The organism is Streptomyces sp. NPDC029138 (assembly GCF_055564375.1).
Map to the genome: position 1 here is coordinate 37,968 of NZ_JBVHWM010000016.1, position 21,047 is coordinate 59,014.

At 73.5% G+C, this 21,047-nt stretch carries 20 protein-coding genes; 10 read left to right on the plus strand and 10 right to left on the minus strand.

What is annotated here, in order from left to right:
* Nucleotides 1–358: 358 nt before the first annotated feature.
* On the minus strand, nucleotides 359–1,759 hold the full coding sequence (gene selA / locus ACZ4WH_RS16230) for an L-seryl-tRNA(Sec) selenium transferase (protein ID WP_468180771.1): 1,401 nt from the start codon (nucleotides 1,757–1,759) through the stop codon (nucleotides 359–361).
* 133 nt (nucleotides 1,760–1,892) lie between these two features.
* Here selA and ACZ4WH_RS16235 point away from each other — a divergent pair, with 133 nt between their 5' ends.
* Nucleotides 1,893–2,243 carry a hypothetical protein gene (locus tag ACZ4WH_RS16235; RefSeq protein ID WP_468180773.1) on the plus strand — a complete coding sequence of 117 codons (351 nt, stop codon included), beginning with the start codon at nucleotides 1,893–1,895 and terminating at the stop codon, nucleotides 2,241–2,243.
* 20 nt (nucleotides 2,244–2,263) lie between these two features.
* On the opposite strand, the gene ACZ4WH_RS16240 is transcribed toward ACZ4WH_RS16235, so the two are convergent.
* The 3 genes from ACZ4WH_RS16240 to ACZ4WH_RS16250 all read right to left on the minus strand — a co-directional run bounded on the left by ACZ4WH_RS16240 (nucleotide 2,264) and on the right by ACZ4WH_RS16250 (nucleotide 5,078).
* Nucleotides 2,264–3,277 carry an MASE1 domain-containing protein gene (locus ACZ4WH_RS16240; protein ID WP_468180775.1) on the minus strand — a complete coding sequence of 338 codons (1,014 nt, stop codon included), beginning with the start codon at nucleotides 3,275–3,277 and terminating at the stop codon, nucleotides 2,264–2,266.
* Between the two features lie 495 nt (nucleotides 3,278–3,772).
* Nucleotides 3,773–4,603 carry a PP2C family protein-serine/threonine phosphatase gene (locus tag ACZ4WH_RS16245; protein WP_468180777.1) on the minus strand — a complete coding sequence of 277 codons (831 nt, stop codon included), beginning with the start codon at nucleotides 4,601–4,603 and terminating at the stop codon, nucleotides 3,773–3,775.
* Nucleotides 4,604–4,757: 154 nt separating this feature from the next.
* A complete protein-coding gene (locus ACZ4WH_RS16250) occupies nucleotides 4,758–5,078 on the minus strand; it encodes a hypothetical protein (protein WP_468180778.1) in 321 nt (106 codons plus the stop codon).
* Nucleotides 5,079–5,299: 221 nt separating this feature from the next.
* Between ACZ4WH_RS16250 and ACZ4WH_RS16255 the strand changes: the two genes are divergently transcribed.
* Nucleotides 5,300–5,614 carry a hypothetical protein gene (locus ACZ4WH_RS16255; protein WP_468180779.1) on the plus strand — a complete coding sequence of 105 codons (315 nt, stop codon included), beginning with the start codon at nucleotides 5,300–5,302 and terminating at the stop codon, nucleotides 5,612–5,614.
* A gap of 36 nt (nucleotides 5,615–5,650) precedes the next feature.
* Here the strand turns inward: ACZ4WH_RS16255 and ACZ4WH_RS16260 are convergent, their stop codons facing one another.
* Nucleotides 5,651–6,343 (minus strand): alpha/beta fold hydrolase, encoded by a 693-nt coding sequence (locus ACZ4WH_RS16260; RefSeq protein ID WP_468180781.1) that lies wholly within the window; start codon nucleotides 6,341–6,343, stop codon nucleotides 5,651–5,653.
* 496 nt (nucleotides 6,344–6,839) lie between these two features.
* On the opposite strand from ACZ4WH_RS16260, the gene ACZ4WH_RS16265 reads away from it, so the two are divergent.
* A complete protein-coding gene (locus tag ACZ4WH_RS16265; protein WP_468180783.1) occupies nucleotides 6,840–8,006 on the plus strand; it encodes a Cmx/CmrA family chloramphenicol efflux MFS transporter in 1,167 nt (388 codons plus the stop codon).
* A gap of 13 nt (nucleotides 8,007–8,019) precedes the next feature.
* Here the strand turns inward: ACZ4WH_RS16265 and ACZ4WH_RS16270 are convergent, their stop codons facing one another.
* The gene (locus tag ACZ4WH_RS16270) at nucleotides 8,020–9,246 is read right to left on the minus strand and encodes a hypothetical protein (protein WP_468180785.1); all 1,227 of its coding nucleotides are present in this window, start codon (nucleotides 9,244–9,246) and stop codon (nucleotides 8,020–8,022) included.
* Nucleotides 9,247–9,403: 157 nt separating this feature from the next.
* On the opposite strand from ACZ4WH_RS16270, the gene ACZ4WH_RS16275 reads away from it, so the two are divergent.
* Nucleotides 9,404–10,849: a glyceraldehyde-3-phosphate dehydrogenase gene (locus ACZ4WH_RS16275; protein ID WP_468180787.1), complete on the plus strand. Its 1,446-nt coding sequence runs from the start codon at nucleotides 9,404–9,406 to the stop codon at nucleotides 10,847–10,849.
* A gap of 76 nt (nucleotides 10,850–10,925) precedes the next feature.
* On the opposite strand, the gene ACZ4WH_RS16280 is transcribed toward ACZ4WH_RS16275, so the two are convergent.
* Complete coding sequence (locus tag ACZ4WH_RS16280; protein WP_468180789.1) at nucleotides 10,926–12,998, minus strand: collagenase; 2,073 nt, start codon at nucleotides 12,996–12,998, stop codon at nucleotides 10,926–10,928.
* A 147-nt stretch (nucleotides 12,999–13,145) separates the two neighbouring features.
* Nucleotides 13,146–14,099, minus strand: coding sequence for a LysR family transcriptional regulator (locus tag ACZ4WH_RS16285; RefSeq protein ID WP_468180791.1), 954 nt, complete (start codon nucleotides 14,097–14,099; stop codon nucleotides 13,146–13,148).
* Nucleotides 14,100–14,586: 487 nt separating this feature from the next.
* Here ACZ4WH_RS16285 and ACZ4WH_RS16290 point away from each other — a divergent pair, with 487 nt between their 5' ends.
* A complete protein-coding gene (locus ACZ4WH_RS16290; protein WP_468180793.1) occupies nucleotides 14,587–14,745 on the plus strand; it encodes a hypothetical protein in 159 nt (52 codons plus the stop codon).
* Nucleotides 14,746–14,969: 224 nt separating this feature from the next.
* On the opposite strand, the gene ACZ4WH_RS16295 is transcribed toward ACZ4WH_RS16290, so the two are convergent.
* Nucleotides 14,970–15,857 carry an NAD(P)-dependent oxidoreductase gene (locus ACZ4WH_RS16295; RefSeq protein WP_468180795.1) on the minus strand — a complete coding sequence of 296 codons (888 nt, stop codon included), beginning with the start codon at nucleotides 15,855–15,857 and terminating at the stop codon, nucleotides 14,970–14,972.
* Nucleotides 15,858–15,919: 62 nt separating this feature from the next.
* Here ACZ4WH_RS16295 and ACZ4WH_RS16300 point away from each other — a divergent pair, with 62 nt between their 5' ends.
* The 5 genes from ACZ4WH_RS16300 to ACZ4WH_RS16320 all read left to right on the plus strand — a co-directional run bounded on the left by ACZ4WH_RS16300 (nucleotide 15,920) and on the right by ACZ4WH_RS16320 (nucleotide 20,312).
* The gene (locus tag ACZ4WH_RS16300) at nucleotides 15,920–16,270 is read left to right on the plus strand and encodes a winged helix-turn-helix transcriptional regulator (RefSeq protein WP_468180797.1); all 351 of its coding nucleotides are present in this window, start codon (nucleotides 15,920–15,922) and stop codon (nucleotides 16,268–16,270) included.
* 247 nt (nucleotides 16,271–16,517) lie between these two features.
* Complete coding sequence (locus tag ACZ4WH_RS16305; protein WP_468180799.1) at nucleotides 16,518–16,724, plus strand: hypothetical protein; 207 nt, start codon at nucleotides 16,518–16,520, stop codon at nucleotides 16,722–16,724.
* Nucleotides 16,725–16,745: 21 nt separating this feature from the next.
* Nucleotides 16,746–18,452 carry a LacI family DNA-binding transcriptional regulator gene (locus ACZ4WH_RS16310; RefSeq protein ID WP_468180801.1) on the plus strand — a complete coding sequence of 569 codons (1,707 nt, stop codon included), beginning with the start codon at nucleotides 16,746–16,748 and terminating at the stop codon, nucleotides 18,450–18,452.
* 70 nt (nucleotides 18,453–18,522) lie between these two features.
* Nucleotides 18,523–19,095 (plus strand): TetR/AcrR family transcriptional regulator, encoded by a 573-nt coding sequence (locus tag ACZ4WH_RS16315; RefSeq protein WP_468180803.1) that lies wholly within the window; start codon nucleotides 18,523–18,525, stop codon nucleotides 19,093–19,095.
* Between the two features lie 50 nt (nucleotides 19,096–19,145).
* Complete coding sequence (locus tag ACZ4WH_RS16320; protein ID WP_468180805.1) at nucleotides 19,146–20,312, plus strand: GDSL-type esterase/lipase family protein; 1,167 nt, start codon at nucleotides 19,146–19,148, stop codon at nucleotides 20,310–20,312.
* Nucleotides 20,313–20,362: 50 nt separating this feature from the next.
* On the opposite strand, the gene ACZ4WH_RS16325 is transcribed toward ACZ4WH_RS16320, so the two are convergent.
* Complete coding sequence (locus ACZ4WH_RS16325; protein ID WP_468180807.1) at nucleotides 20,363–21,034, minus strand: class F sortase; 672 nt, start codon at nucleotides 21,032–21,034, stop codon at nucleotides 20,363–20,365.
* Between the last annotated feature and the right edge of the window lie 13 nt (nucleotides 21,035–21,047).

Sequence of the window (21,047 nt, forward strand, 5' to 3'; positions counted from 1 at the left end):
CGCATGCCGTTCGCCCGCCGCGCGGACTCGGCATCATGCCCGCCTGCCCTTCCACGCGGGCCCCGCCTGGTGCCGCCCGCCGTGCCAGGGGGCTCCACATCACACCGCCCACCTTTCCGCGCGGGCCCCGCACCATGCCGCCCGCCCTCCCACGGGGACCCCGCATGCCGTTCGCCCGCCGCGCGGACTCGGCATCATGCCCGCCTGCCCTTCCACGCGGGCCCCGCCTGGTGCCGCCCGCCGTGCCAGGGGGCTCCGCATCACACCGCCCACCTTTCCGCGCGGGCCCCGCACCGTGCCGTCCGCCCTCCCATGCGGCCCCGCACCATGCCGCCCGCCTTCCCGCGCATACCCCCCATCACTCCCCCCGCCCTTCCACCGCCGGCCGCGCCGCCCGTACGGCCTCGGCCAGTCGGTCGTCGTCCTCCGGCGGTACCGCTCTCAGGTCCAGCAGGCAACGGCCCGTCTCCAGGCGGCCGACGACCGGGACGCGGCCGGTGCGCAGGGCGGTGGCGTACGGCTCGGGCAGGGACAGGGCCGCGCTGGGCAGGGTGACGCCGGGGGCGCCACCGCCGCCGACCGTGGCGCCGCTGTCGACGGCCCGTACGTCGATCCCGTCGGCGGCCAGCGCGGCGGCGAGCCGGCCGGCGCGGGCCCGGAGCCGGGACGGGTCGGCGGTGAGGGCGAGGGCGGTCGGGGTGGGGGGGCCGGTGAGGGTGGCCTCCAGGGCGGCCAGGGTCAGCTTGTCGACGCGCAGGGCGCGGGCCAGCGGGTGCCGGGCCAGGGCGCGGACCAGGTCCTCCCGGCCGAGCAGCAGCCCGCACTGGGGTCCGCCGAGCAGTTTGTCGCCGCTCGCGGTGACGAGCGCGGCGCCGGCGCGCAGCTGGGTGTCGGCGTCGGGCTCCTCGGGCAGGGCCGGGTGGGGCGCGAGCAGCCCGGAGCCGATGTCGACGACGACCGGCACGCCGAGGCCGGTGAGGTCGGCGACCTCCGCGGACCGGGTGAAGCCGGTGATCCGGAAGTTGGACGGGTGGACCTTCAGCACGAACCCGGTGTCCGGCCCGATGACGGCCGCGTAGTCGGCGGGGGTCGTGCGGTTGGTCGTACCGACCTCGCGGAGCCGTGCCCCGGTCGAGACGAGCAGGTCGGGCAGGCGGAAGCCGTCGCCGATCTCCACCATCTCGCCCCGGCTGACGACGATCTCCTTGCCGCCCGCGAGGGCGGTGGCGGCGAGGACGAGCGCGGCGGCGCCGTTGTTGACGACGTGCACGGCACCGGCGGCCGGCACCCCGGCGCGCAGCGCGGCCAGCGCGGTGCGTCCCCTGCGGGCCCGGACGCCGGTCGTCAGGTCGAGTTCGACGTCCGTGGGACCGGCCGCCTCCTGGACGGCCTGGCGGGCGGCGGCGGACAGCGGGGCCCGGCCGAGGTTGGTGTGCAGCAGCACCCCGGTGGCGTTGAGCACCGGACGCAGACCGCTCGCGGTGCCGGGCAGCAGCTCCAGGGCCGTCTGCGGGACCTGTTCCGGCGGGATGCCGCCCGCGCGGGCCCGCTCCTGCGCCTGCCGTACGGCGGCCTTCACCCGGTGCGCGCCGAGCCGGTCCACGGCCTCGGCGAGCCGGGGGTCGCGCAGGAGGGTGTCGGTGCGGGGGATGCGGCGGCGTGCGTCGGCCGCGTCCCGCTGCCGGGGCGGCTCCGTCGTCCCGGGCGCGCCGCGCGTGCTGTCCTCGGCTGCCCTTCCTGGTACCGGCCGCTGTTCCATGCCGCCCCTGTCCCTCTCGGTCCGGCCCTGTGCCCGTACGGACTCGGCCCATCGTCTCCCAGTGCCCCCGGCGGGCCGTCCGACACGCCGGACGGACGTTGGCGGTGGCCACCGCCCGGGTACTCGGCGCCGCATGAAGGACAACGAGCGCAAACGACAGGACGAGAACGTGACGGACGCCGAGCGGGCCGCGCGCCGGCAACGCGAGGCGGACCGCGAGCGCGCCGCGTCCGAGCCGTTCGACTACCCGTACCCGGAACGCCGGGCGGGGGTCCGGGCCCGGCGGCACATCAGCGAGGCGGAGGCTGCCGCGGACACACCGCCGGGAATCCCCGGGGGCTACGGCACGACCGGCGGCGGTCAGCCCGGCGCCACCGGCGCCGCCCACCCGCCGTCCCGCGAGCACCGCACCACGTCGGCGGGGACGCCGGCCGCGGAGCCGGGCAGTGACGACGAGGGACCGGTGAACCGCTCCGAGCCCTGACAGGAGACACCGGCGGGAGTTCATGGGGCGCCGGTCGGCCACGGCCGGTCGTCGATGTCGTCGGCCTCGGTCTGCGGCCGGGGCGGCGGGGCCTCGCCCGCGGTGAGGTGTTCCAGCACCTCGACCAGTTCCTGGCAGGCCTGCTCCACCGAGTGCCGGGTGTTGCGTTGCTCGATGATCACGGCGGACAGCAGCAGCGCGGTCAGGGCCATGGCGCCGTTGAACGCCTGGAGCTTCACCATGACCTCGATCCGGCTCAGCCCGGTGAACGCGCCGACGCCGTCCGTGGCGGCGACGGTGGCCACCACGGAGGTCAGCAGCGCGCAGAGCACACTGCCCACCAGCTGGAACCGCAGGGCCGCCCAGATGATGAGCGGGGCGACGAGGAAGAGCAGGCTGAGCGAGCTGTGGACGGCCAGCGGTACGAGCGCGCACGCGACGACGGCCAGCGCTGTCGCCTCCTTCCAGCGGCCCAGGGGCAGCGGCCTGCGGGCGCCGCACAGCAACAGCAGGAGCGGGGTGACCAGCAGGACGCCCATCGCGTCGCCCACCCACCAGGCGAGCCAGACGGGCCAGAAGCTGTGCGGGGGCACGCTGCCGGTGAGGACGAGGATGCCGACGCCGACGGTCGCGCTGATCAGCATGGCGCCCAGCGCGGCCAGGAACACCAGGGCGAGGCCGTCGCGCAGCCGGCTGAGGTCGGTGCGGAAGCCGGCCCGGCGCAGCAGCAGCGCCGCGCACACGGGGGCGGCGGTGTTCCCGAAGAGGATGCCGGTCACGTCGGGTCCGGGTGTGGTGAGGGACAGGACGGAGAAGAAGGCGCCGAGTGTGATGCCGGGCCAGCAGCGCAGGCCGAGGATGAGCAGCGCGGCGACGGCGACGCCGGTCGGCGGCCAGATGGGGGTGACGACGGCGCCCTCGACGGTCAGCTGGCGCAACAGGCCGAGCCGGGCCGCCGCGTAGTAGCAGGCGGCGACGGCCAGCAGCTGGACGGCACGGCCGCCCGGTCGGCGCAGCTCCTCGATACCCACCACAGCAGCAATCTCACACCGATGGCCGCCGGTCGGCGAGGCGAGGCGGACCACGGTCCGGCCCTACGGCTGAACCCGACGCCGGTACGGGACCGCCCAGGTCCCCGGCTCAGAACCGCCCAGGTCCCGGGCACGGGCTGCTCAGGTCCCGGGCATGGGCCGCTCATGTCCCCGGCTCAGGGCCGATCCGGCCGCGGCTCAGGGCCGATCCGGCCGCGGTGCGGGACCGCCCAGGTCCCGGACACGGGCCGCTCAGGTCCCGGGCACGGCGCCGCTCAGGTCCCCGGCTCAGAACCGCCAGGTCCCGGGCACGGGCTGCTCAGGTCCCGGGCATGGGCCGCTCATGTCCCCGGCTCAGGGCCGATCCGGCCGCGGTGCGGGACCGCCCAGGTCCCGGCACGGGCCGCTCAGGACCCGGGCACGGCGCCGCCCAGGTCCCCGGCTCAGGACCGCTCAGGATCCGGTGCAAAACCACTGAGGCCCCGGGCACGGGACCGCTCAGGCCGGGGCGGCTGGGCCGTCCAGGCCCACGACCAGGACGGCGGCGTCGTCCTCGTGTCCGACGCTCTCGGCGCCCTTGATCACGGCCGCGGCGAGCGCGCGGGCCTCCAGGCCGGCGACGGCGGCGATGCCGGCGAGGCGTACCACCTGGTCGAGGCCGTCCTCGATGTTCAGCGACGGCCCCTCCACGACACCGTCGGTGAGCAGGACGAAGACTCCGCCGGTGGTGAGCCGGTGCCGGGTCACCGGGAACTCGATGCCCCGTTCGATGCCGAGCGGCGGTCCGCCCTCGTCGTCGACGACGCCGGACTTCCCGTCCGGCGTGGCCCACACGAAGGGGATGTGCCCGGCCCGGGCGCTCTCCAGCACCCCGGTGGCCGGATCGAGCCGCATGAAGGTGCAGGTGGCGAAGAGATCACTGCCCAGGGAGAGCAGCAGGTCGTTGGTGCGGGCCAGCAGTTCCCCGGGATCGCCGGTGACCGAGGCGAGCGCCCGCAGTCCGGCCCTGACCTGCCCCATGAAGGCCGCGGCCTCGATGTTGTGGCCCTGCACGTCGCCGATGGACAGCCCGATCCGGCCGTCGGGCATGGCGAAGGCGTCGTACCAGTCGCCGCCCACGTTGAGACCGAGGTTGGCGGGCGTGTACCGCACCGCCAGATGGAGGCCGGGGGCGGTCGGCAGGTCCCGGGGGAGCATGCCGCGTTGCAGGGCGATGGCCAGCTCGACCTGGGTGCGTTGCAGCTCCGCGCGCCGGCGCGCCTGGGCGGTGAGCGAACCGAGTCTGGCCAGCAGCTCGTCGCCTTCGTCCGTGGTGCGCTTGCGGGGCATCGATCACTTCCGGCGGGGCGGGTGACCCTCGGCGGGCCGGTCGCCTGAATTTTCGGCAAACGTCTAGATTTTACCTAAACAGGAAGATCGTGCCTCAGGGACGGCCGGTCCTGGCCCGCACCCGGCCTGCCCGGTGTCCCGGTCGTGCTCGCGGTCAGCGGACCTCGGAGTCGATGCCGGTGATCACCGCGGGCCCGAGCGGTACGGTCCGCTCGTCCAGTCCCGCCTCCTGGAGCGCTGAGTCCGCGAGCCTGCGGGCCTCCTCCTCGGCGTGCCGGCCGGTGTCCGCCTCCACGGTCAGGCGGAGGGTGAAGGTGTTGTCCTCGTTGACGCTGAGCACGTCCAGATCCTCGGCGCTGCCCATGTGTGTGCCGTGCGGATCGGCGGGCCGGAGCGCCCGCGCCAGCCGGGTGCGGGTGTCTGCCTCGATCCCGGTGGTGAAGGTGCCGGGGACGCTGATCACGTAGGTCGTCATGAGACGGTCCTTTCCTCGGGCGTCCCCCCGTCTACCCCGATTCGCGGGCTTCGCACAGCGGACAGCGGACAGCGGGGCGGTCGTCCCGTGTCCCGTCCTCGTCCCCCGGACGGCGGACGTGCCCGTGTCGGCTCCGGGGCCCGGCCGGGCGGGAGTGGGAGATTACGGCTGCGGTCCCTCGGTCCGCCCTTCCCCGTCCCCCGCTCACGAAGGACACGCCCATGCGTCTGTGCCGTCCGCTCGCCGTCGTACTCGGCGGTCTCGCCCTCGCCCTGACCACCTCGGTCTCCGCGCTCGCCGCCGACGGCACGTTCGTGTGGGTCGGGCCCCAGGGCAAGGCGTACGCCATCGACAACCCGCCGGACGACAAGTGCCTCGACATGGCTCAGGAGGCGCGCGGCGCCCGCAACGGGACGAAGAAGCCGCTCGTCGTCTACACACGGAAGAAGTGCAAGGGGTCGGCGCTGCGGCTCGCCCCCGGCCGGTCGGCGCCCGGCAACGCCCGCTTCGCCAGCGTGGTCTTCAACCCGCGCTGACCGTCCCGTCAGGGTCCGGGGGGGCTCGAGCCCCCCTCAGATCCAGCCGTCCAGCGCGCCCATGAAGCCGTCGAAGTCGTCCCGGTAGACGCAGTGCCCGGCCCCTTCGACCGTGCGGACCTCGAAGCCCCGCCGCACCAACTCCTCGTCCAGGCCGGGCCGTACGAGTTCGCCGGCGCCGGCCAGCACCACCAGAGAGGGCACCACCGGGCGCGCCGGTGTCCGGCTGGCCGCGAGGATGCCCGGCAGGACGCGGGCCGTGGCGGGGTCCCAGGCGGCGAGCGTGGCCAGTTCCACGTCCACGTCGGCTTCGTCCCAGCGCGGGTTGAGACTCTTGATCATCGCCCGGTTCGCGGACTTGAAGGCGGCGAAGTAGGCGGACGCCTCGACCAGTTTCCGGCGTATGTCCCAGGCGGGGTCGCAGTAGACGGCCCGGGCGGGCAGCAGCCGTTCGACGGCACCGGCCAGGGCCATCGCCCCGAGCGAGTGACCGATCGCCAGGTCCGGCCGCTCGGGGAGGGTTTCGATCAGATCGCCCGCCCAGGTCTCGGGGCTGTACTCGCCCCGGCCGCTCGCGCCGTGCCCGCGCAGGTCCACGCCGATGACCCGGTATCCCTTGCCGGCGAGGACCGGTGCGACCCGGTGCCAGGTGCGGTGGTCGGACATGATTCCGTGCACGAGGACGGCGATCCGGTCGCCGGTCCCCCACTCGTGCGTGTGCAGCCTCATCGGCGGTACCTCCCCCGTCGTACTCCGGCTGATCATGGCATCACGGCCGGCGCCGCATCCACTCCCGGCGGACGGCCGGCGTCCATCGTCCCGCGCGGGGCGCGGAAAACCGGGTGGCGTGCGCCCGTGTCGGCACGTTAGCGTGCCGGACGTGTCCAGCCCCGAGGCATCCAGACGGTAGCCACCGGCCGCCCGGTGGCTTTCCTCGCGTCGACGTCTCCGCGCTCCGCGTCGGGCTTCTCCGCGCTAGGTGTCGGTTTCTCCGCAATCCGCGTCGGGCTTCTCCGCGCTCCGCGTCGGCTTTCTCCGCGTTCACGCCACCACCGGGCTGTCGTCCTCCGGGTTCCGGACCGGCACGCACCCTTCCTCCACACGCGTCCCCCCTTCATGTGATGCGTGTGACGCCGCACCCCTCCGTGCGGCATGGCGGCGCCGGCCGGGACCGCACGCCCTTGCGTGCTCGTCCTCCGTCCGCGACACGGTGTGTGGAGTCTTCATGCCTTTCGCTCTCCATCTCCTCGGTCTGGCCGTCTTCGCCCAGGGCACGTCCGAGTTCATGCTGGCCGGCCTGGTGCCGGACATCGCCCGCGACCTCAAGGTCTCCATCCCCACGGCGGGCACGCTCACGTCCGCCTTCGCCGTCGGCATGATCGTTGGCGCGCCCCTGACTGCGTTGCTCGGCCGGCGGCGGCCGTGGCGGCGGTCGCTGCTGGCGTTCCTCGGCGTGTTCCTGGCCGTCCATGTCGTCGGTGCGCTCACCTCCGACTTCTCCGTGCTGCTGGCGACCCGGGTGCTCGCGGCGCTGACCAACGCCGGTTTCCTGGCCGTAGGCCTGGCGGCGGCGACCGGCATGGTCGCACCGGATGCCAAGGGCCGGGCCACCGCCGTCCTGCTCGGTGGCACCACGCTCGCCTGTGTGGTGGGGGTGCCCGCCGGTGCCGCCCTGGGTCAACTGCTCGGCTGGCGCTCGGCGTTCTGGGCGGTGGCCCTGGTGTCCGCGCCGGCGCTGGTCGCGATCGCCCGGTCGGTGCCGCCCGGCCAGGCGGATGCCGAGGGGCCGGACAGAAGCGTCCGTACGGAGGTGCGGGCGCTGCGCCGCCCCCGGCTGCTGTCGGTGCTCTGCCTCGCCGCGCTCGTGAACGGCGCCACCTTCTGTACGTTCACCTATCTGGCGCCGCTCGTCACGGAGGTGTGCGGACTGGGAGCCGGGTGGGTGCCGGCCGTACTGGCGTTGTTCGGCGCGGGTGCGTTCGCCGGGGTGACGGTGGCGGGCCGGCTGTCGGACCGCTCGGCCCGGAGAGCCCAGTCGGTGCTGCCGGCCGCCGGGGCAGCGCTGTTCGCCGGGTGGACCGTACTGGCCCTGGTCGCCGGGCAGCCGGTCGTGGCCGTCGCCCTGGTGCCGGTCCTGGGACTGTTGGCCTTCGGGGTCGGCTCGGCGCTGATCACACGGGTGCTGTACGAGGCGGCGGACGCGCCGTCCCTCGGGGGCGCGTTCGCGACGTCGGCGCTGAACGTGGGCGCGGCGCTCGGTCCGGTCCTGGGCGGTGCCGCGCTCGACGGCGGGCTCGGCCCTCGCTCCCCGGTGTGGGTCAGCGCGCTGCTGATGGCGCTCGCGGGCCCGGTCGGCCACCGCGCCGGGCGCCGGCGGGAACAGCTCGCGTGATCCCGGCGGTGGCTCACAGCGGGGAGTGGGCCACCGCCGTCACATAGGCGCCGAACAGCAGGGAGACGAGGGTGAGGGCGCCGTAGACGACCACCGCCGCGGGCGGGCGCAGCCACCAGGTGCGGGCGAGGGCGCGTGCCATCGGGACGAGCAGCGGGAAGGCCGGCAGCAGGAACCGCGGCTTGGAGGAGAAGGAGCCCGAGCCGCCGACCACGAGCAGCACCAGGACGCCGGAGAAGACCACGAGGGCGAGCGGGGGGCGGTCCAGGCAGAGCAGGGTGAACAGCAGGACGCCCGTCGTGACGATCAGGAGGGCCGCCGGGTAGACGACGCCTCCGCCGTACAGGAACAGGGCCTTGAGGAAGCGCACCGAGCCGGCGCCGAAGTCGAAGCGGGAGTCCCAGGCGCGCTGGACGGTGAAGTAGCCGCCGAGGAGGTCGCCCGTACGGCTCCCCACCCACAGCACATAGCCCAGCCAGCCCAGGGGTGCCAGGAGCGCCCCGGCCCACAGCCGCGCCGGGGCCCGGCCGCGCTGCCGTAGCGCCTGGTACCCGGCGGCGAGGGCGACGGCCACCGCCACCGCGAATCCGCTGGGCCGCGCCAGGCCCGCCAGCGCGGCCAGGACTCCGGCCCACAGCCAGCGGCCTCTGAGCACGCAGTACAGCGCCCACGCGGCGAGTGCGGCGAACAGCGACTCGGTGTAGGCGATGGTCAGTTCGACGGCGTGCGGCAGGGCGGCCCACAGGGCGACCAGTGTGGTGGCGACGCCCCGGCCGTACAGGTGGTGGCCGACGAGGTAGATGCCGTACGCGGCCACGCCCGCGGCCGTCCAGGCGATGAGCAGGGCGGACCGGCCCGGGGTGAGGGGCGGAGCGGTGGTCAGCGCCCGGATGAGCGCCGGATAGAGGGGAAAGAACGCCCAGTCGGTCTGGACGGCGCCCTGCGGGCTGATCCAGACGAGGTGGCCGTAGCCGTGGGTGGCGATGTGGAGGTACCAGCGGGAGTCCCACGAGTGGGCCAGGTTCCTGACCAGTGGATGTCCTCGGAGTTCGTTCGTGAGGATCACCATGAGCAGCCCGGCGAGCCGGACGGCCGCGAACAGGGCGAGCGCCGGCAGCAGGCCCTGCGGCCGGCCGGGCCCGGCCGGCCGGGGCAGCCGGGGGCGGCGCAGCGGTCCGGAGGGGGCCGTCGGCTCGGGCCGGGGGACGGAGGAGGTGCTCACGGCGTCGACCTTGGGCACGCCGCTGGGGAGGTGCAATGCGCGACCCGGGTTTCTCCCGCACTTCCCCCTGCATTCACGCGTCCGGACGCGTCACCGGCGTCGCTCACCCCCTCCAAGGGGGCCCACGAAGGGTGTGGTTATCATATGAGCGCTGCCTAGCTCGAAAGATGGATCTGTGACTGTCAACGACGACTCGTTCACCAACTGGAAGATCCGCGAGGAGATCGCGGAGTCGATGATCCCGCTCATCGGGAAGCTGCACCGCGAGCGGGACGTGACCGTCCTGCTGCACAGCCGCTCCCTGGTGAACAAGTCGGTGGTCAGCATCCTGAAGACCCACCGTTTCGCCCGGCAGATCGCCGGCGCCGAGCTGTCGGTCACCGAGACGATGCCGTTCCTCCAGGCCCTGACCGCCCTCGACCTCGGGCCGTCGCAGATCGACCTCGGCATGCTGGCCACCACGTACAAGGCCGACGACCGGGGCCTGAGCGTGGCGGAGTTCACCGCCGAGGCGGTCGCCGGCGCCACCGGCGCCAACAAGATCGAGCGCCGCGAGCCGCGCGACGTCGTCCTGTACGGCTTCGGCCGCATCGGCCGGCTCGTCGCCCGCCTGCTGATCGAGAAGGCCGGCTCCGGCAACGGCCTCAGGCTGCGCGCCATCGTGGTGCGCGGCGGCGGCGCACAGGACATCGTCAAGCGCGCCTCGCTGCTGCGCCGCGACTCCATCCACGGCCAGTTCCAGGGCACGATCACCGTGGACGAGGACAGCAGCACGATCGTCGCCAACGGCAACGCCGTCAAGGTGATCTACGCCGACGACCCGTCGCACGTGGACTACACCGAGTACGGCATCCGGGACGCCATCCTCATCGACAACACCGGCAAGTGGCGCGACCGCGAGGGCCTGTCCAAGCACCTGCGCCCCGGCATCGAGAAGGTCGTGCTGACCGCGCCGGGCAAGGGCGACGTCCCGAACATCGTGCACGGCGTCAACCACGACACCATCAAGCCGGACGAGCAGATCCTGTCCTGCGCCTCCTGCACCACCAACGCGATCGTCCCGCCCCTGAAGGCCATGGACGACGAGTACGGTGTGCTGCGCGGCCATGTGGAGACCGTCCACTCGTTCACCAACGACCAGAACCTGCTGGACAACTACCACAAGTCCGAGCGCCGGGGCCGCTCCGCGCCGCTCAACATGGTCATCACCGAGACCGGTGCCGCCTCCGCCGTCGCCAAGGCGCTGCCCGACCTCAAGGCGAAGATCAGCGGCAGCTCGATCCGCGTCCCGGTGCCGGACGTGTCGATCGCGATCCTCAACCTCCAGCTGGCCCGCGAGACGACCCGCGAGGAGGTCCACGACTACCTGCGCGAGGTCTCGCTGACCTCGCCGCTGAAGCGCCAGATCGACTTCATCACGGCGCCCGACGCGGTCTCCAGCGACTTCATCGGCTCGCGCCACGCCTCGATCGTGGACGCCGGCGCCCTGAAGGTCGACGGGGACAACGCGATCCTCTACCTCTGGTACGACAACGAGTTCGGCTACTCCTGCCAGGTCGTCCGCGTCGTCCAGCACGTGTCGGGCGTGGAGTACCCGACGTACCCGGCGACGGCGGTCTGATCACCGGGGCCCCGAGTACGCGTACGGCCGCCGACCGGGGTTTCCGGTCGGCGGCCGTTCTGCTGGGCGGGCGCGGTCAGGCCGAGGCCGGCCGGGTGCACCCGCCCGTGGCACACGCCGTGAGCCACTGGTCGAAGTCGGCGTCGTAGCGGGTGCCGATGCCGTCGCGGTAGACGGCGTATCCGCCGGCGTAGTCACCGGCGCGGAAGCGGGCGAGCATGCGCTGGATGTCGTCGGGATGCCGCTCGACCATGTAGCGCAGGGCGAGGTAGCCCCACGGGTAGGTGCGGGTCACGTCGCTGTTGTCGTACGTGTTCTCGAACAGGGTGCTCAGCTTGTACGTGTGCTTGCCGGCCTCCTGGACCGCCTGGTCGTCCGCGAGGCCTCGGTAGCCGTAGGAGACGTACTCGGCGATGCCCTCGATCCACCACACGTCCGGCACGGAGATCTGCCGGGTGAAGTCGCCCTTCATGTCGTCGCGGGCGTCCAGGAAGTGCGTGTACTCGTGGTTGAGGTTCCAGATGCGGGCCGGGAAACCGTCGTCGTAGTTCTTCTGGTACATGACCGACATCGGCTTGTTGGCCGGGTCCGACGGGTCGCCGCCCAGCGTCATGCCGCCGTTGTCGGTGCTGATGCCGTACATCGCGCCGGCGTACGTCCGATAGTCGGCGCGGCTCGCGAACACCACGAGCTGGACGGTGGAGGCGTACTGGCCGGGTATCGCGCCGTCGGCCTTCACGACCGAGCGGAAGTAGGCGTCCTGGCGGAGCACACTGGCGCAGGCGGCGTCGAGGTCGGCGGTGGTGAGCGCCTGGGCGCGGACGGTGACGTTCGCGTCGCAGTGCCGCGTGGCGGGCAGGACGGCCCTGTCGAGCTTTTCCGGCAGGTCGCAGACGTCGTAGTAGGCGCAGTCGGCCGTGTCGTAGGCGTTCGCCTGAGTGGCCACGGCCACCCAGAGCGCGGCCGTCGGGCCGGTGATCTCCGTCCGGTCCAGCAGGTCCTTGGTCAACGGACGTACGTCCCGCAGTTCGGGGTGCTCGGTGTAACGGGCCAGGTTCATGCCGGCGTTGGAGTCCAGGAAGGCGAGGTCCGTGCCGAGCTGGTCGGTGTTGGCCAGCGCGAAGTCGTACAGGGTGTCGGTGATGCGCGGGTCGTCCTCTACGGCCCGCACGTACCGCGGGTTCCAGTTGCCGCGCCACAGCGGTGTGTAGACGTCGTTGACGGCCCTGATCATGCTGTCGACGGAGTCGTAGGAGCCGTCGTAGTCGTTCAGCAGCCGCCGGTAGACGGAGAGGTAACGGCCCTGCTGGTCGGCGCTGTCGGTGAGGATGACGGTCTCGCCGAGGATGTCGCCGTTGGCCGCCGTGACGTCACGGGAGTGGGGGCGGGCGAAGAAGGCGTCCATGCCGCTGGTGACGGCGGTGGTGAGGCGGGAGGTGTACGCGCCGACGTCCCCGGGGTGGTTGAACTGCACGTAGTAGCCGGCACGCAGGAAGAGGACCAGTTGCAGCAGGCCGCCGGAGTTGTCGCCCCGGTACTGCCCGGCGGCGCGGGTGAACGCGTTCGCCACGGGCAGCATCTGGGCCTGGCGGAAGATGTCGCGCGCGTCCGTGCCGGTGACCGAGAAGAGGGTGTTGACGCAGTCCGGGGTCGCGGCCCTGACGTAGGAGACGAGGGCGTAGCCGGTACGGCTGCCGAAGTCGGCCGGGGTGCAGGAGGCCGCCTTCGCCGGGCGCGGTCCGGCATGCCTGGTGGACGTGGGGCGCTGCGGCGGGAGTTGGACCGGCCGGAACCGGTGGGCCTGGGTCGCCGGACGCTCGGTCGCGGCGGTGGACGCGGCGGCGGGCGACGGCGCGGAGAGGTGCGCGCGGGGTGCCGTGGCCTGGGCGGTGTACGGCCGGGGTGCGGTGTGCGGCCGGGGCGCGGTGTACGGCCGGGGTGCGGTGTACGGCCGGGGTGCGGTGTACGGCCGGGGCGCGGTGTACGGCCGGGGCGCGGTGTACGGCCGGGGTGCGGTGTGCGGCCGGGGTGCGGCCAGTGCCGGGGTGGACAGCAGGCCGGCCAGGGTGACGCAGACGGCGGCGGCGCCGGCGATGCGGCCGGCCGTGCCTCTCGGCACGCGTCCGGGCAGCGCGAAGCGATAGCGCATCGGGATTCCTCCACGAAGGGATGTGCCTCTGTGGGGTGTTGAGGCGTGTGAGGCACTGTCTCAGCGCACCGCCGCGCCAACAATGGCGTGTGACATAGCACATGGCACTGACCGCTCATAACATCGCGGCGCACCCGTGACCTGCCGCTACGCCCCGGCGACGCTCCACGTGCGCGAGGCCCAGGTACGCAGGTGCGGGGCCTGCGCGACGAGATCGCGGTACGCGTCCGTGGCGGACCGGAACACCGTCTCCACGACGTCGTCGGTGACGGTGTCCGGCCGCCAGGCCAGCACATAGCGGCACCACAGCGGGGAGCCCACCAGCGGCTTGACGATGACGTGCGGGATCGGCCGCAGCGTCGGCTGCACCAGGGACACCCCGAGACCGTCGGCGATCATGCTCTGCAACTGGGTCTGGTCGCCGAGCCACTCGTGGACGGTCACCGGCGCGAAGCCGGCCGCGGCACAGGCGTCGTGGAACACCCCCGGCCAGCCGGCGCCGTCGTCCGGGGTCACGAACCAGGCGTCCTCGGCGAGGTCGGCGAGCTGCACCTGGGCGCTCTGCCGGAGCCGGTGCCGGGCGGGCAGGGCGACGAAGGTGGGCTCGGTGACGATGCCCCGGTGGCGTACGGCGGTCGAGTGCCGCAGTTCCATGCCCGGGTAGTCGGCGGCGATGGCGGCGTCCACCGCGCCCTCCTCCAGCAGCTCCACGATCCGCGAGGACGCGTAGACGCTGGTGACCGAGAGGGTCAGTTCCGGCAGCCGCGCGCGGACCCGGGAGACCGTGCCGGACAGCATGGGCGAGTTCGTCGCGGCCACGCGCAGGGTGCGGCGGGGGAGGCCCGAGGGCGGGCGGTGCCCGATCGCGGCGGCTCGCGCGAGGACGTCCCGGGCCTGTTCGACGACCTCGGCGCCGTAGCGGGTCGGCCGGACCCCGCTCGGCCCGCGCTCGAAGAGCGGCTCGCCCAGATGGCGCTCGATGCGCCGGAGCTGGGTGCTCACGGCCGGCTGCGAGTAGCCCAGCTGTGCGGCGGCGCGGCCCACGCTGCCCGCGTCGGCGACGGCGCACAGCACCCGCAGATGCCGCAGCTCCAGCTCCATCGCTCCACTCCCCGTCCATCCCGGCGCCCGGTACTCTCACGCGCGCCCACGGCCGGCCGCGCCCCGCGTGGTCCCGCTGCCACAGCGTCCGCCGACCGTGCTCGCGCCCGGCGGACCGAAGCGTTCCATTGTGCCTCCCCGGACACAAGTCGCAGGTCCGCCGGCATCCGGACGCCTGCCGACGGAGCCCCCCGGGCACGGCGCACTCCACACCCACCGAAGCGCCCCACGCCTCCCGTGCACGGCCCCGACCCACCAGGCGCTCGCTCCTCCGCCGGCCGACGCCTGCGGACCCGGTCGCCCCACGATGCCCTGCATGCGCTGGACGGGTTGCGTAGTCCGCGAGCCCCGACGGCCACGGCGGAGCCGACGGCTGATCCGGTCCGACAGCGGTTCCTCCGGCGCGGTGCCGGTCCGACCGTCGCCGCCGGTCTGCCGCTCGCCCTCCCGCGCTGCACGAGCAGCTGGGGGGCGGGTGCGCCGGGCCGTGACGGCCGCCCTCGGTGTCGCCGAGGCCCACGCCCTGGTCGCCACGATCGCCCGCCCGGACCTGGTGCTGATCGGCACCCGTGCCGACGCCGCCCGGCCGAGGAATCCACCGAGCGCACCGCCGCCCGGCGCTTCGCCCGCCCGGGCGGCACGCTGAGCGACTGGCGCCACGACGCCGCCCGACCCCCGCTTCGCCGATGCGGGCGGCACAGTGAGCGACCGCTACCACGACGCCACCCACACGACCCGCACCCTCGCGCCGGCGACACAGTGAGCGACTGGTGCCGCAGCGCCACCCGCACCCCCGACCGGGCCCTGCTGCGCGGCCCGGTTCCACTGGTGCGGCGCGGGCCGGTTCCGCGCATGCGCCACTGCGGTCGCTCAGTGGCGACCCAGTACCTCCGTCACCCGCATGAACCCGTCCGTGCCGTGGCCGAGGCCGATGACGCGGCGGGCCAGGCCCTCCACGGCCCGCATCACGCCCGCGTCGATGCCGTGGGACTCGGAGACGTCGACGACGTGGGCCATGGTGGAGGCGGCCGAGGTGATGGGGTTGATCTCGCCGGTGTAGGTGCCGTTGTCGGCGTCCTGCGCGAACCTCTCGAACAGCGGCGGCAGGATGGCCCCGATGCCCTGGGCGAAGGGGGCCAGTTCCCGGGCGGTGACGCCCTCCGCGCGGGCGATCGCCACGGCGTGCGCGTACCCCGCCATCGCGGTCCAGAAGATGTCGAGCAGCGCGATGTCGTAGGTGGCGGCGCGCCCGACCTCCTCGCCCAGGTGGGTGTGCGTCCCGCCGAGCACCTCCAGCACCGGCCGGTGCCGCTCGTACAGGTCGCGCGGGCCGCTGTGCAGGAAGACGGCCTCCGGGGTGCCGATGCTCGGCGCCGGCGTCATGATCGCGCCGTCCAGGTAGCCGATGCCGTGGGCCGCCGCCCACTCCCCCGTGTCCCGGGCACGCTCCGGGGTGTCGGCGGTCAGGTTCACGACGGTACGGCCCTTGAGCGCGCGGGTGACGTCGGCACGGCGCAGGATCGCGTCGGAGGCGTCATGGTTCACCACACAGACGACGGTCAACTCCGAGGCGGAAACGGCCTCTTCGACCGACCCGGCAGCGCTCGCCCCGCGTCCGGCCAGCTCCCGGTCCTTGCCCGGTGTGCGGTTCCAGACCGTGGTCGCCACGCCGGCCGTCAGGAACGCGCCCGCCAGCGCGCGGCCCATCGAGCCGAGGCCGATCACCGTGACGGCAGGAAGATCCGAAGATGTGAACATGTTGCAACTCCCGTAGTCGGTAAGGAAGAACAAGAACGCGACCGGAACCGAAGAGGACGCCGATGACCCGCAGCCGCGCCCAGGACCCGAACGTCTGCGGAGTGACCGCCGCGATCGCCGTGATCGACGGCAAGTGGAAGACGTCGCTGCTGTGGCTGCTGGAGTCCGGCCCGCAGCGGCCCGGCGAACTGCGCCGCCGGCTGCCCGGGCTGAGTGAGAAGGTCCTGACCCAGGCGCTGCGCGAGATGGCGGAGGACGGCCTGGTGCACCGGGAGGTGCACGACGTGCTGCCGCCGAAGACCGTGTACTCGCTGACCGGGTTCGGCCGTGATCTCGCCGAGGCACTGGCCCCCGTGTCCGAGTGGGGCCACCGCCGGCTGGAGCGGCTCCGCGAGCACGGAGCGGCGTCCTGAGGCGCGCCACGACGTCCTGGGGCGCGCTGCCGCTGTCATCTCCCGTCTCTTCTCCGGCAGCCCCTGACCTCGGGAAACAGCCTCTCCCGGCCGGGGCGGGGCTGCCAAGTACCTACAAAAAAGTGGGTGTTCGGCACTGCCGGAGGACCGGGCGCCCGATGTCCGCTCTCTTGACGCCCCGGCACCCCGGTGCGAGCTTGCCCCGGAGCTTTTATCGATACAAAGGATCTCGGATCAGAGTCCCCGCGTGTCCGTCGCCACCGCGATCATCAACCTCGACATCGAGGGACCGACGATCAGCCGCCATCTGTACGGGCACTTCGCCGAGCATCTCGGGCGGTGCGTCTACGGCGGGTTCTGGGTCGGCGAGGACTCCCCGGTCCCGAACGAGGGCGGCATCCGGCTGGACGTCGTCGCGGCCCTGCGCGCCCTGGACATCCCCAACCTTCGCTGACCGGGCGGCTGTTTCGCCGACGTGTACCACTGGCGGGACGGCATCGGACCGCGCGAGCAGCGGCCCCGGATGGTCAACACCCACTGGGGGAACGTGGAGGAGAACAACCACTTCGGCAGCCACGAGTTCATGGCCCTGTGCGAACTGCTCGGCGCGAACCCGTACATCAGCGGGAACGTGGGCAGCGGCACCGTCCGGGAGATGGGCGAGTGGGTGGAGTACCTCACCCGGGACGGCGACAGCCCCATGGTGCGGCTGCGCCGGGCCAACGGCCGTGAGGAGCCGTGGCGGGTGCGGTTCTGGGGCCTCGGCAACGAGACCTGGGGCTGCGGCGGCAACATGCGCGCCGAGTACTTCGCCGATCTGGCCCGGCAGTACGGCACGTACTGCCGGGACCACGGTGACAACAAGCTGTACCGGATCGCCTCGGGCGCCTCCGACGAGGACTACAGGTGGACCGAGACGCTGATGCGGCAGATCAACTGCTTCGGCTGCGCGGCCACCCCGCGCACCCCTAATACCAGGGCCTCTCGGTGCACTACGCCGGTACGAGGTTCCGCTCGGCTCGATCGGCGCCCGCCCCGCCGACCGGGTCCGCGAGCTGTGGACCCGCGCCGACGCCCCGCACGACGGCCGGCACCTCACCGTCCGCCTGCCCGCCCACGGCACCGCCCTCTATCGTCTCGCGGAGGACGACGGGCGGGAGTGAGCGTGGCGACGATCCAGGACGTGGCGAAGGCGGCCGGCGCGTCGGCGATGACGGTCTCCAACGTCATCAACGACCGCCCGCATGTGCGGCCCGCCACCCGCGCCCGCGTCCTGGAGGCGATGGCCCGGCTCGACTACCGGGTCAACGTGGCGGCCCGCAACCTCCGCAAGGGCCGGACCGGGACCATCGGTCTCGCGGTCCCGGAGGTGAACCGCCCTTACTACGGCCGGCTGGCCGCCGCCCTGATCACGGCGGCCGGCCGGCACGGCCTGAGAGTGAGCATCGAGCAGACCGGCGCCCGCCGCGAGAACGAGCTGGCGACGCTGGCCTCGTCCCGCAACCGGCTCTACGACGGGCTCATCCTCAGCAGCGTCGGCATGGGCCAGGCCGACGTCGAGGCCCTGGAGGTGGACCACCCGGTCGTGCTCCTCGGCGAGCGGATCTTCGGCGGTCCGGTGGACCATGTCGCCATGCCCAACGTGGCGGCCTCCGCCGCCGCCACCCGGCATCTGGTCGAACGGGGCTGCCGGCGCGTGGCCGTGGTCTGCGGGGAACTGCGCGGCGAGGTCGACGTGTCGAGCCTCCGGCACTCCGGCTACCGCCAGGCGCTGACCGCCGCCGGCCTGTCCACGGACCCGGGCCTGGTGCAGAGCCTGCCGGCGCTCACCATGGACGCGGCGGCCCGGCGGGCGCGGGCGATGGTGGCGGAGGGGCTGGACTTCGACGGTGTGTTCTGTGTGACGGACACCGTGGCGATGGGCGTGCTGCGCGGTCTGGCGGACGCGGGGGTGCGGGTGCCGGAGCAGGTCAAGGTGATCGGGTTCGACAACGTCGACGAGAGCGCGTTCCTGGTGCCCTCGCTGTCCACGGTCGATCCGGACCACGACCTGATGGCCGAGCGGGCGGTGGCCCTGCTGGTCGCGCGGATGGGCCGCGAGGGGCCCCGGGCGGTCCAGGAGGAGTTCGTCGGCCCGTTCTCGCTGGTGATCCGCGAGTCCACGGGCGGCTCAGCCGCCTAAGCCTTGATCCCGCTTGCCTAAAGCCTTTAGGAAACCGCACACTGGTTTCCAGCAGACGGGAGAAACAGTGATGGCACGTGCGGGACTGACCACCGAACGCCTGGTGCGGGCCGGCGCGGAGCTGGCCGACGAGGTCGGCTTCGACCAGGTGACGGTGTCCGCGCTGGCCCGGCGGTTCGACGTCAAGGTCGCGAGCCTGTACTCGCACCTGAAGAACTCGCAGGACCTCAAGACGCGGATCGCGCTGCTCGCCCTCGCGGAGCTGGCCGACCGTGCGGCCGAAGCGCTGGCCGGCCGCTCCGGCAAGGACGCCCTCGGCGCCTTCGCGAACGTCTACCGCGACTACGCCCGCGCACACCCCGGCCGCTACGCGGCGGCCCGTCACCCGCTGGACGCCGAGACGGCCGCCGGCAGCGCCGGAGTGCGGATCGCGCAGCTGACCCGGGCCACCTTGCGCGGCTACGACCTGACCGAGCCGGACCAGACCCACGCGGTCCGCCTCCTCGGCAGCGTCTTCCACGGCTACGTCAGCCTGGAGACGGCCGGCGGTTTCAGCCACAGCGCGCCCGGCTCGCAGGAGTCCTGGACCCGCATCCTGGACGCCCTCGACTCCCTGCTGCGCAACTGGCCCGCCCAGCCCTGAGCCACCCCCGCTCCCCCACGGCGATCCCCCTCGAAACGCAGGCAGACACGATGCACACCATCCCCCTCACCGCCGACCTGATACGCGGTGCCCTCGAACTGGAGCGCACCGCGCGCGGCCTGCTGCCGCACCGGCTGCCCGCCCGGGCCCGCGCCCAGTGCGCCGACCCGCAGCTGGCCCTGGCGGAGTCCCAGCCCTCCGGCGTACGGCTGGCCCTCCGCACCCGCGCCACCACGGTCGAGCTGGACACCCTGCCGACCAAGCGGGTCTACGCGGGCGCACCGCCCCGCCCGGACGGCGTGTACGACCTGCTCGTCGACGGACGCCCGGCCGGCCGCGCCTCCGTCGGCGAGGGCGACACCCTCACCATCGACCTGGGCACCGGCTCCGCCGAGCACCGGCCCGGCCCGGTGGGCACCGTGCGCTTCACGGGCCTCCCGGACACCGACAAGGACGTGGAGATCTGGCTGCCGCACAACGAGACGACCGAGCTGGTCGCGCTGCGCGCCGACGCCCCCGTCGAACCCGTACCGGACCGGGGCCGCCGGGTGTGGCTGCACCACGGCAGCTCGATCAGCCACGGCTCGGACGCGGCGAGCCCCACCACCACCTGGCCGGCGCTCGCCGCGTCCCTGGGCGGAGTGGAGCTGATCAACCTCGGGCTGGGCGGCAGCGCGCTGCTCGACCCGTTCACCGCCCGGGCGCTGCGCGACACGCCCGCCGATCTGATCAGCGTCAAGCTGGGCATCAACCTGGTCAACACCGACCTGATGCGGCTGCGCGCCTTCGGCCCCGCCGTGCACGGCTTCCTCGACACCGTCCGCGAGGGGCACCCCGGTACCCCGCTGCTCGTCGTCTCGCCGGTCCTGTGTCCGCTGCACGAGGACACGCCCGGGCCCACCGCCATGGACCTGTCCGCCCTCGGCGAGGGGCGCCTGCGGTTCCGGGCCACCGGTGATCCGGCCGAGCGGGCGGCCGGGAAGCTCACCCTGGAGGTCGTCCGGGAGGAGCTGGCCCGGATCGTGCGCGAGCGGGCGGCCGAGGACCCGGCCCTGTACCACCTGGACGGCCGCGAGCTGTACGGGGAGGCCGACTTCGCCGAGCTGCCGCTGCCGGACGGCCTCCACCCGGACACCGCCGGCCACCGCCGCATCGGCGAGCGGTTCGCGGCGCTGGCGTTCGCCGAGGACGGCCCGTTCGGGGACAGCGCCGCCTGACCGGACCGCGGCCGTACCGGCGCCCCGGCTCACGCCGGAACCCCGTCGGCTCACACCAGGTGCGCGAAGACGACCAGGTTGTCGGTGTAGTCCCGCACCGTCCGGTCGTAGTCCCCGGCGCAGGTGATGAGCCGGACCTCGGGGCGCGAGGCGTCCGCGTACACCCGTTCGCTCGGGAAGTCGTCCTTGGCGAAGGTCTCGGCGCTGTCCACGACGAAGTCCGCCGTGCGTCCGTCGGACCGCTCCACCGAGAACCGGTCGCCGGGTTCCAGCTCGTCGAGGTTGGCGAAGACGGCCGGGGAGGTCACCGTGTCGACGTGTCCGGCGATGATCGCGGTGCCCTGCTCGCCGGGCGAGACACCGTCGGCGTACCAGCCGACGAGATTGGTGTCGGCGGCGGGCGGCGGCTGCAACTGGCCCGAGGCGCCGAGTTCCAGAGAGGTGAAGGGGGCGTCCACGGAGATCTTCGGGATGCGCAGCCGGGTGGGTGCGGACCGGGGCAGCGAATCGTCGGCCTGCCGCGAGTCGGCCGCCGGCGGCGCGCCGGTGCCCGAGGCCCGGTGCGCCTGCGGCGGGGCGTCCGGCTGCTGGTGACCGCCGAACACGCTGACGGCGAGGAAGACGGCCGCCACACCCCACAGCGTCAGCCGCCCGCCGTAGCCGGCGCGCTGCTCGTCCGCCGCCGGTCCTGACGGAGTCGGGGAAGAGGGATCTGCTGCCATCGGACACCACCTC

Excerpts from the sequence above, each read along its gene's own strand:
- ACZ4WH_RS16295 (WP_468180795.1), bottom strand. The coding sequence starts at position 15,857 with ATGTTCACATCTTCGGATCTTCCTGCCGTCACGGTGATCGGCCTCGGC.
- ACZ4WH_RS16260 (WP_468180781.1), bottom strand. The coding sequence starts at position 6,343 with ATGAGGCTGCACACGCACGAGTGGGGGACCGGCGACCGGATCGCCGTC.
- ACZ4WH_RS16280 (WP_468180789.1), bottom strand. The coding sequence starts at position 12,998 with ATGCGCTATCGCTTCGCGCTGCCCGGACGCGTGCCGAGAGGCACGGCC.
- ACZ4WH_RS16265 (WP_468180783.1), top strand. The coding sequence starts at position 6,840 with ATGCCTTTCGCTCTCCATCTCCTCGGTCTGGCCGTCTTCGCCCAGGGC.
- ACZ4WH_RS16285 (WP_468180791.1), bottom strand. The coding sequence starts at position 14,099 with ATGGAGCTGGAGCTGCGGCATCTGCGGGTGCTGTGCGCCGTCGCCGAC.
- ACZ4WH_RS16300 (WP_468180797.1), top strand. The coding sequence starts at position 15,920 with ATGACCCGCAGCCGCGCCCAGGACCCGAACGTCTGCGGAGTGACCGCC.
- ACZ4WH_RS16320 (WP_468180805.1), top strand. The coding sequence starts at position 19,146 with ATGCACACCATCCCCCTCACCGCCGACCTGATACGCGGTGCCCTCGAA.
- ACZ4WH_RS16315 (WP_468180803.1), top strand. The coding sequence starts at position 18,523 with ATGGCACGTGCGGGACTGACCACCGAACGCCTGGTGCGGGCCGGCGCG.
- ACZ4WH_RS16235 (WP_468180773.1), top strand. The coding sequence starts at position 1,893 with ATGAAGGACAACGAGCGCAAACGACAGGACGAGAACGTGACGGACGCC.
- ACZ4WH_RS16325 (WP_468180807.1), bottom strand. The coding sequence starts at position 21,034 with ATGGCAGCAGATCCCTCTTCCCCGACTCCGTCAGGACCGGCGGCGGAC.
- ACZ4WH_RS16245 (WP_468180777.1), bottom strand. The coding sequence starts at position 4,603 with ATGCCCCGCAAGCGCACCACGGACGAAGGCGACGAGCTGCTGGCCAGA.
- ACZ4WH_RS16255 (WP_468180779.1), top strand. The coding sequence starts at position 5,300 with ATGCGTCTGTGCCGTCCGCTCGCCGTCGTACTCGGCGGTCTCGCCCTC.
- ACZ4WH_RS16250 (WP_468180778.1), bottom strand. The coding sequence starts at position 5,078 with ATGACGACCTACGTGATCAGCGTCCCCGGCACCTTCACCACCGGGATC.
- selA (WP_468180771.1), bottom strand. The coding sequence starts at position 1,759 with ATGGAACAGCGGCCGGTACCAGGAAGGGCAGCCGAGGACAGCACGCGC.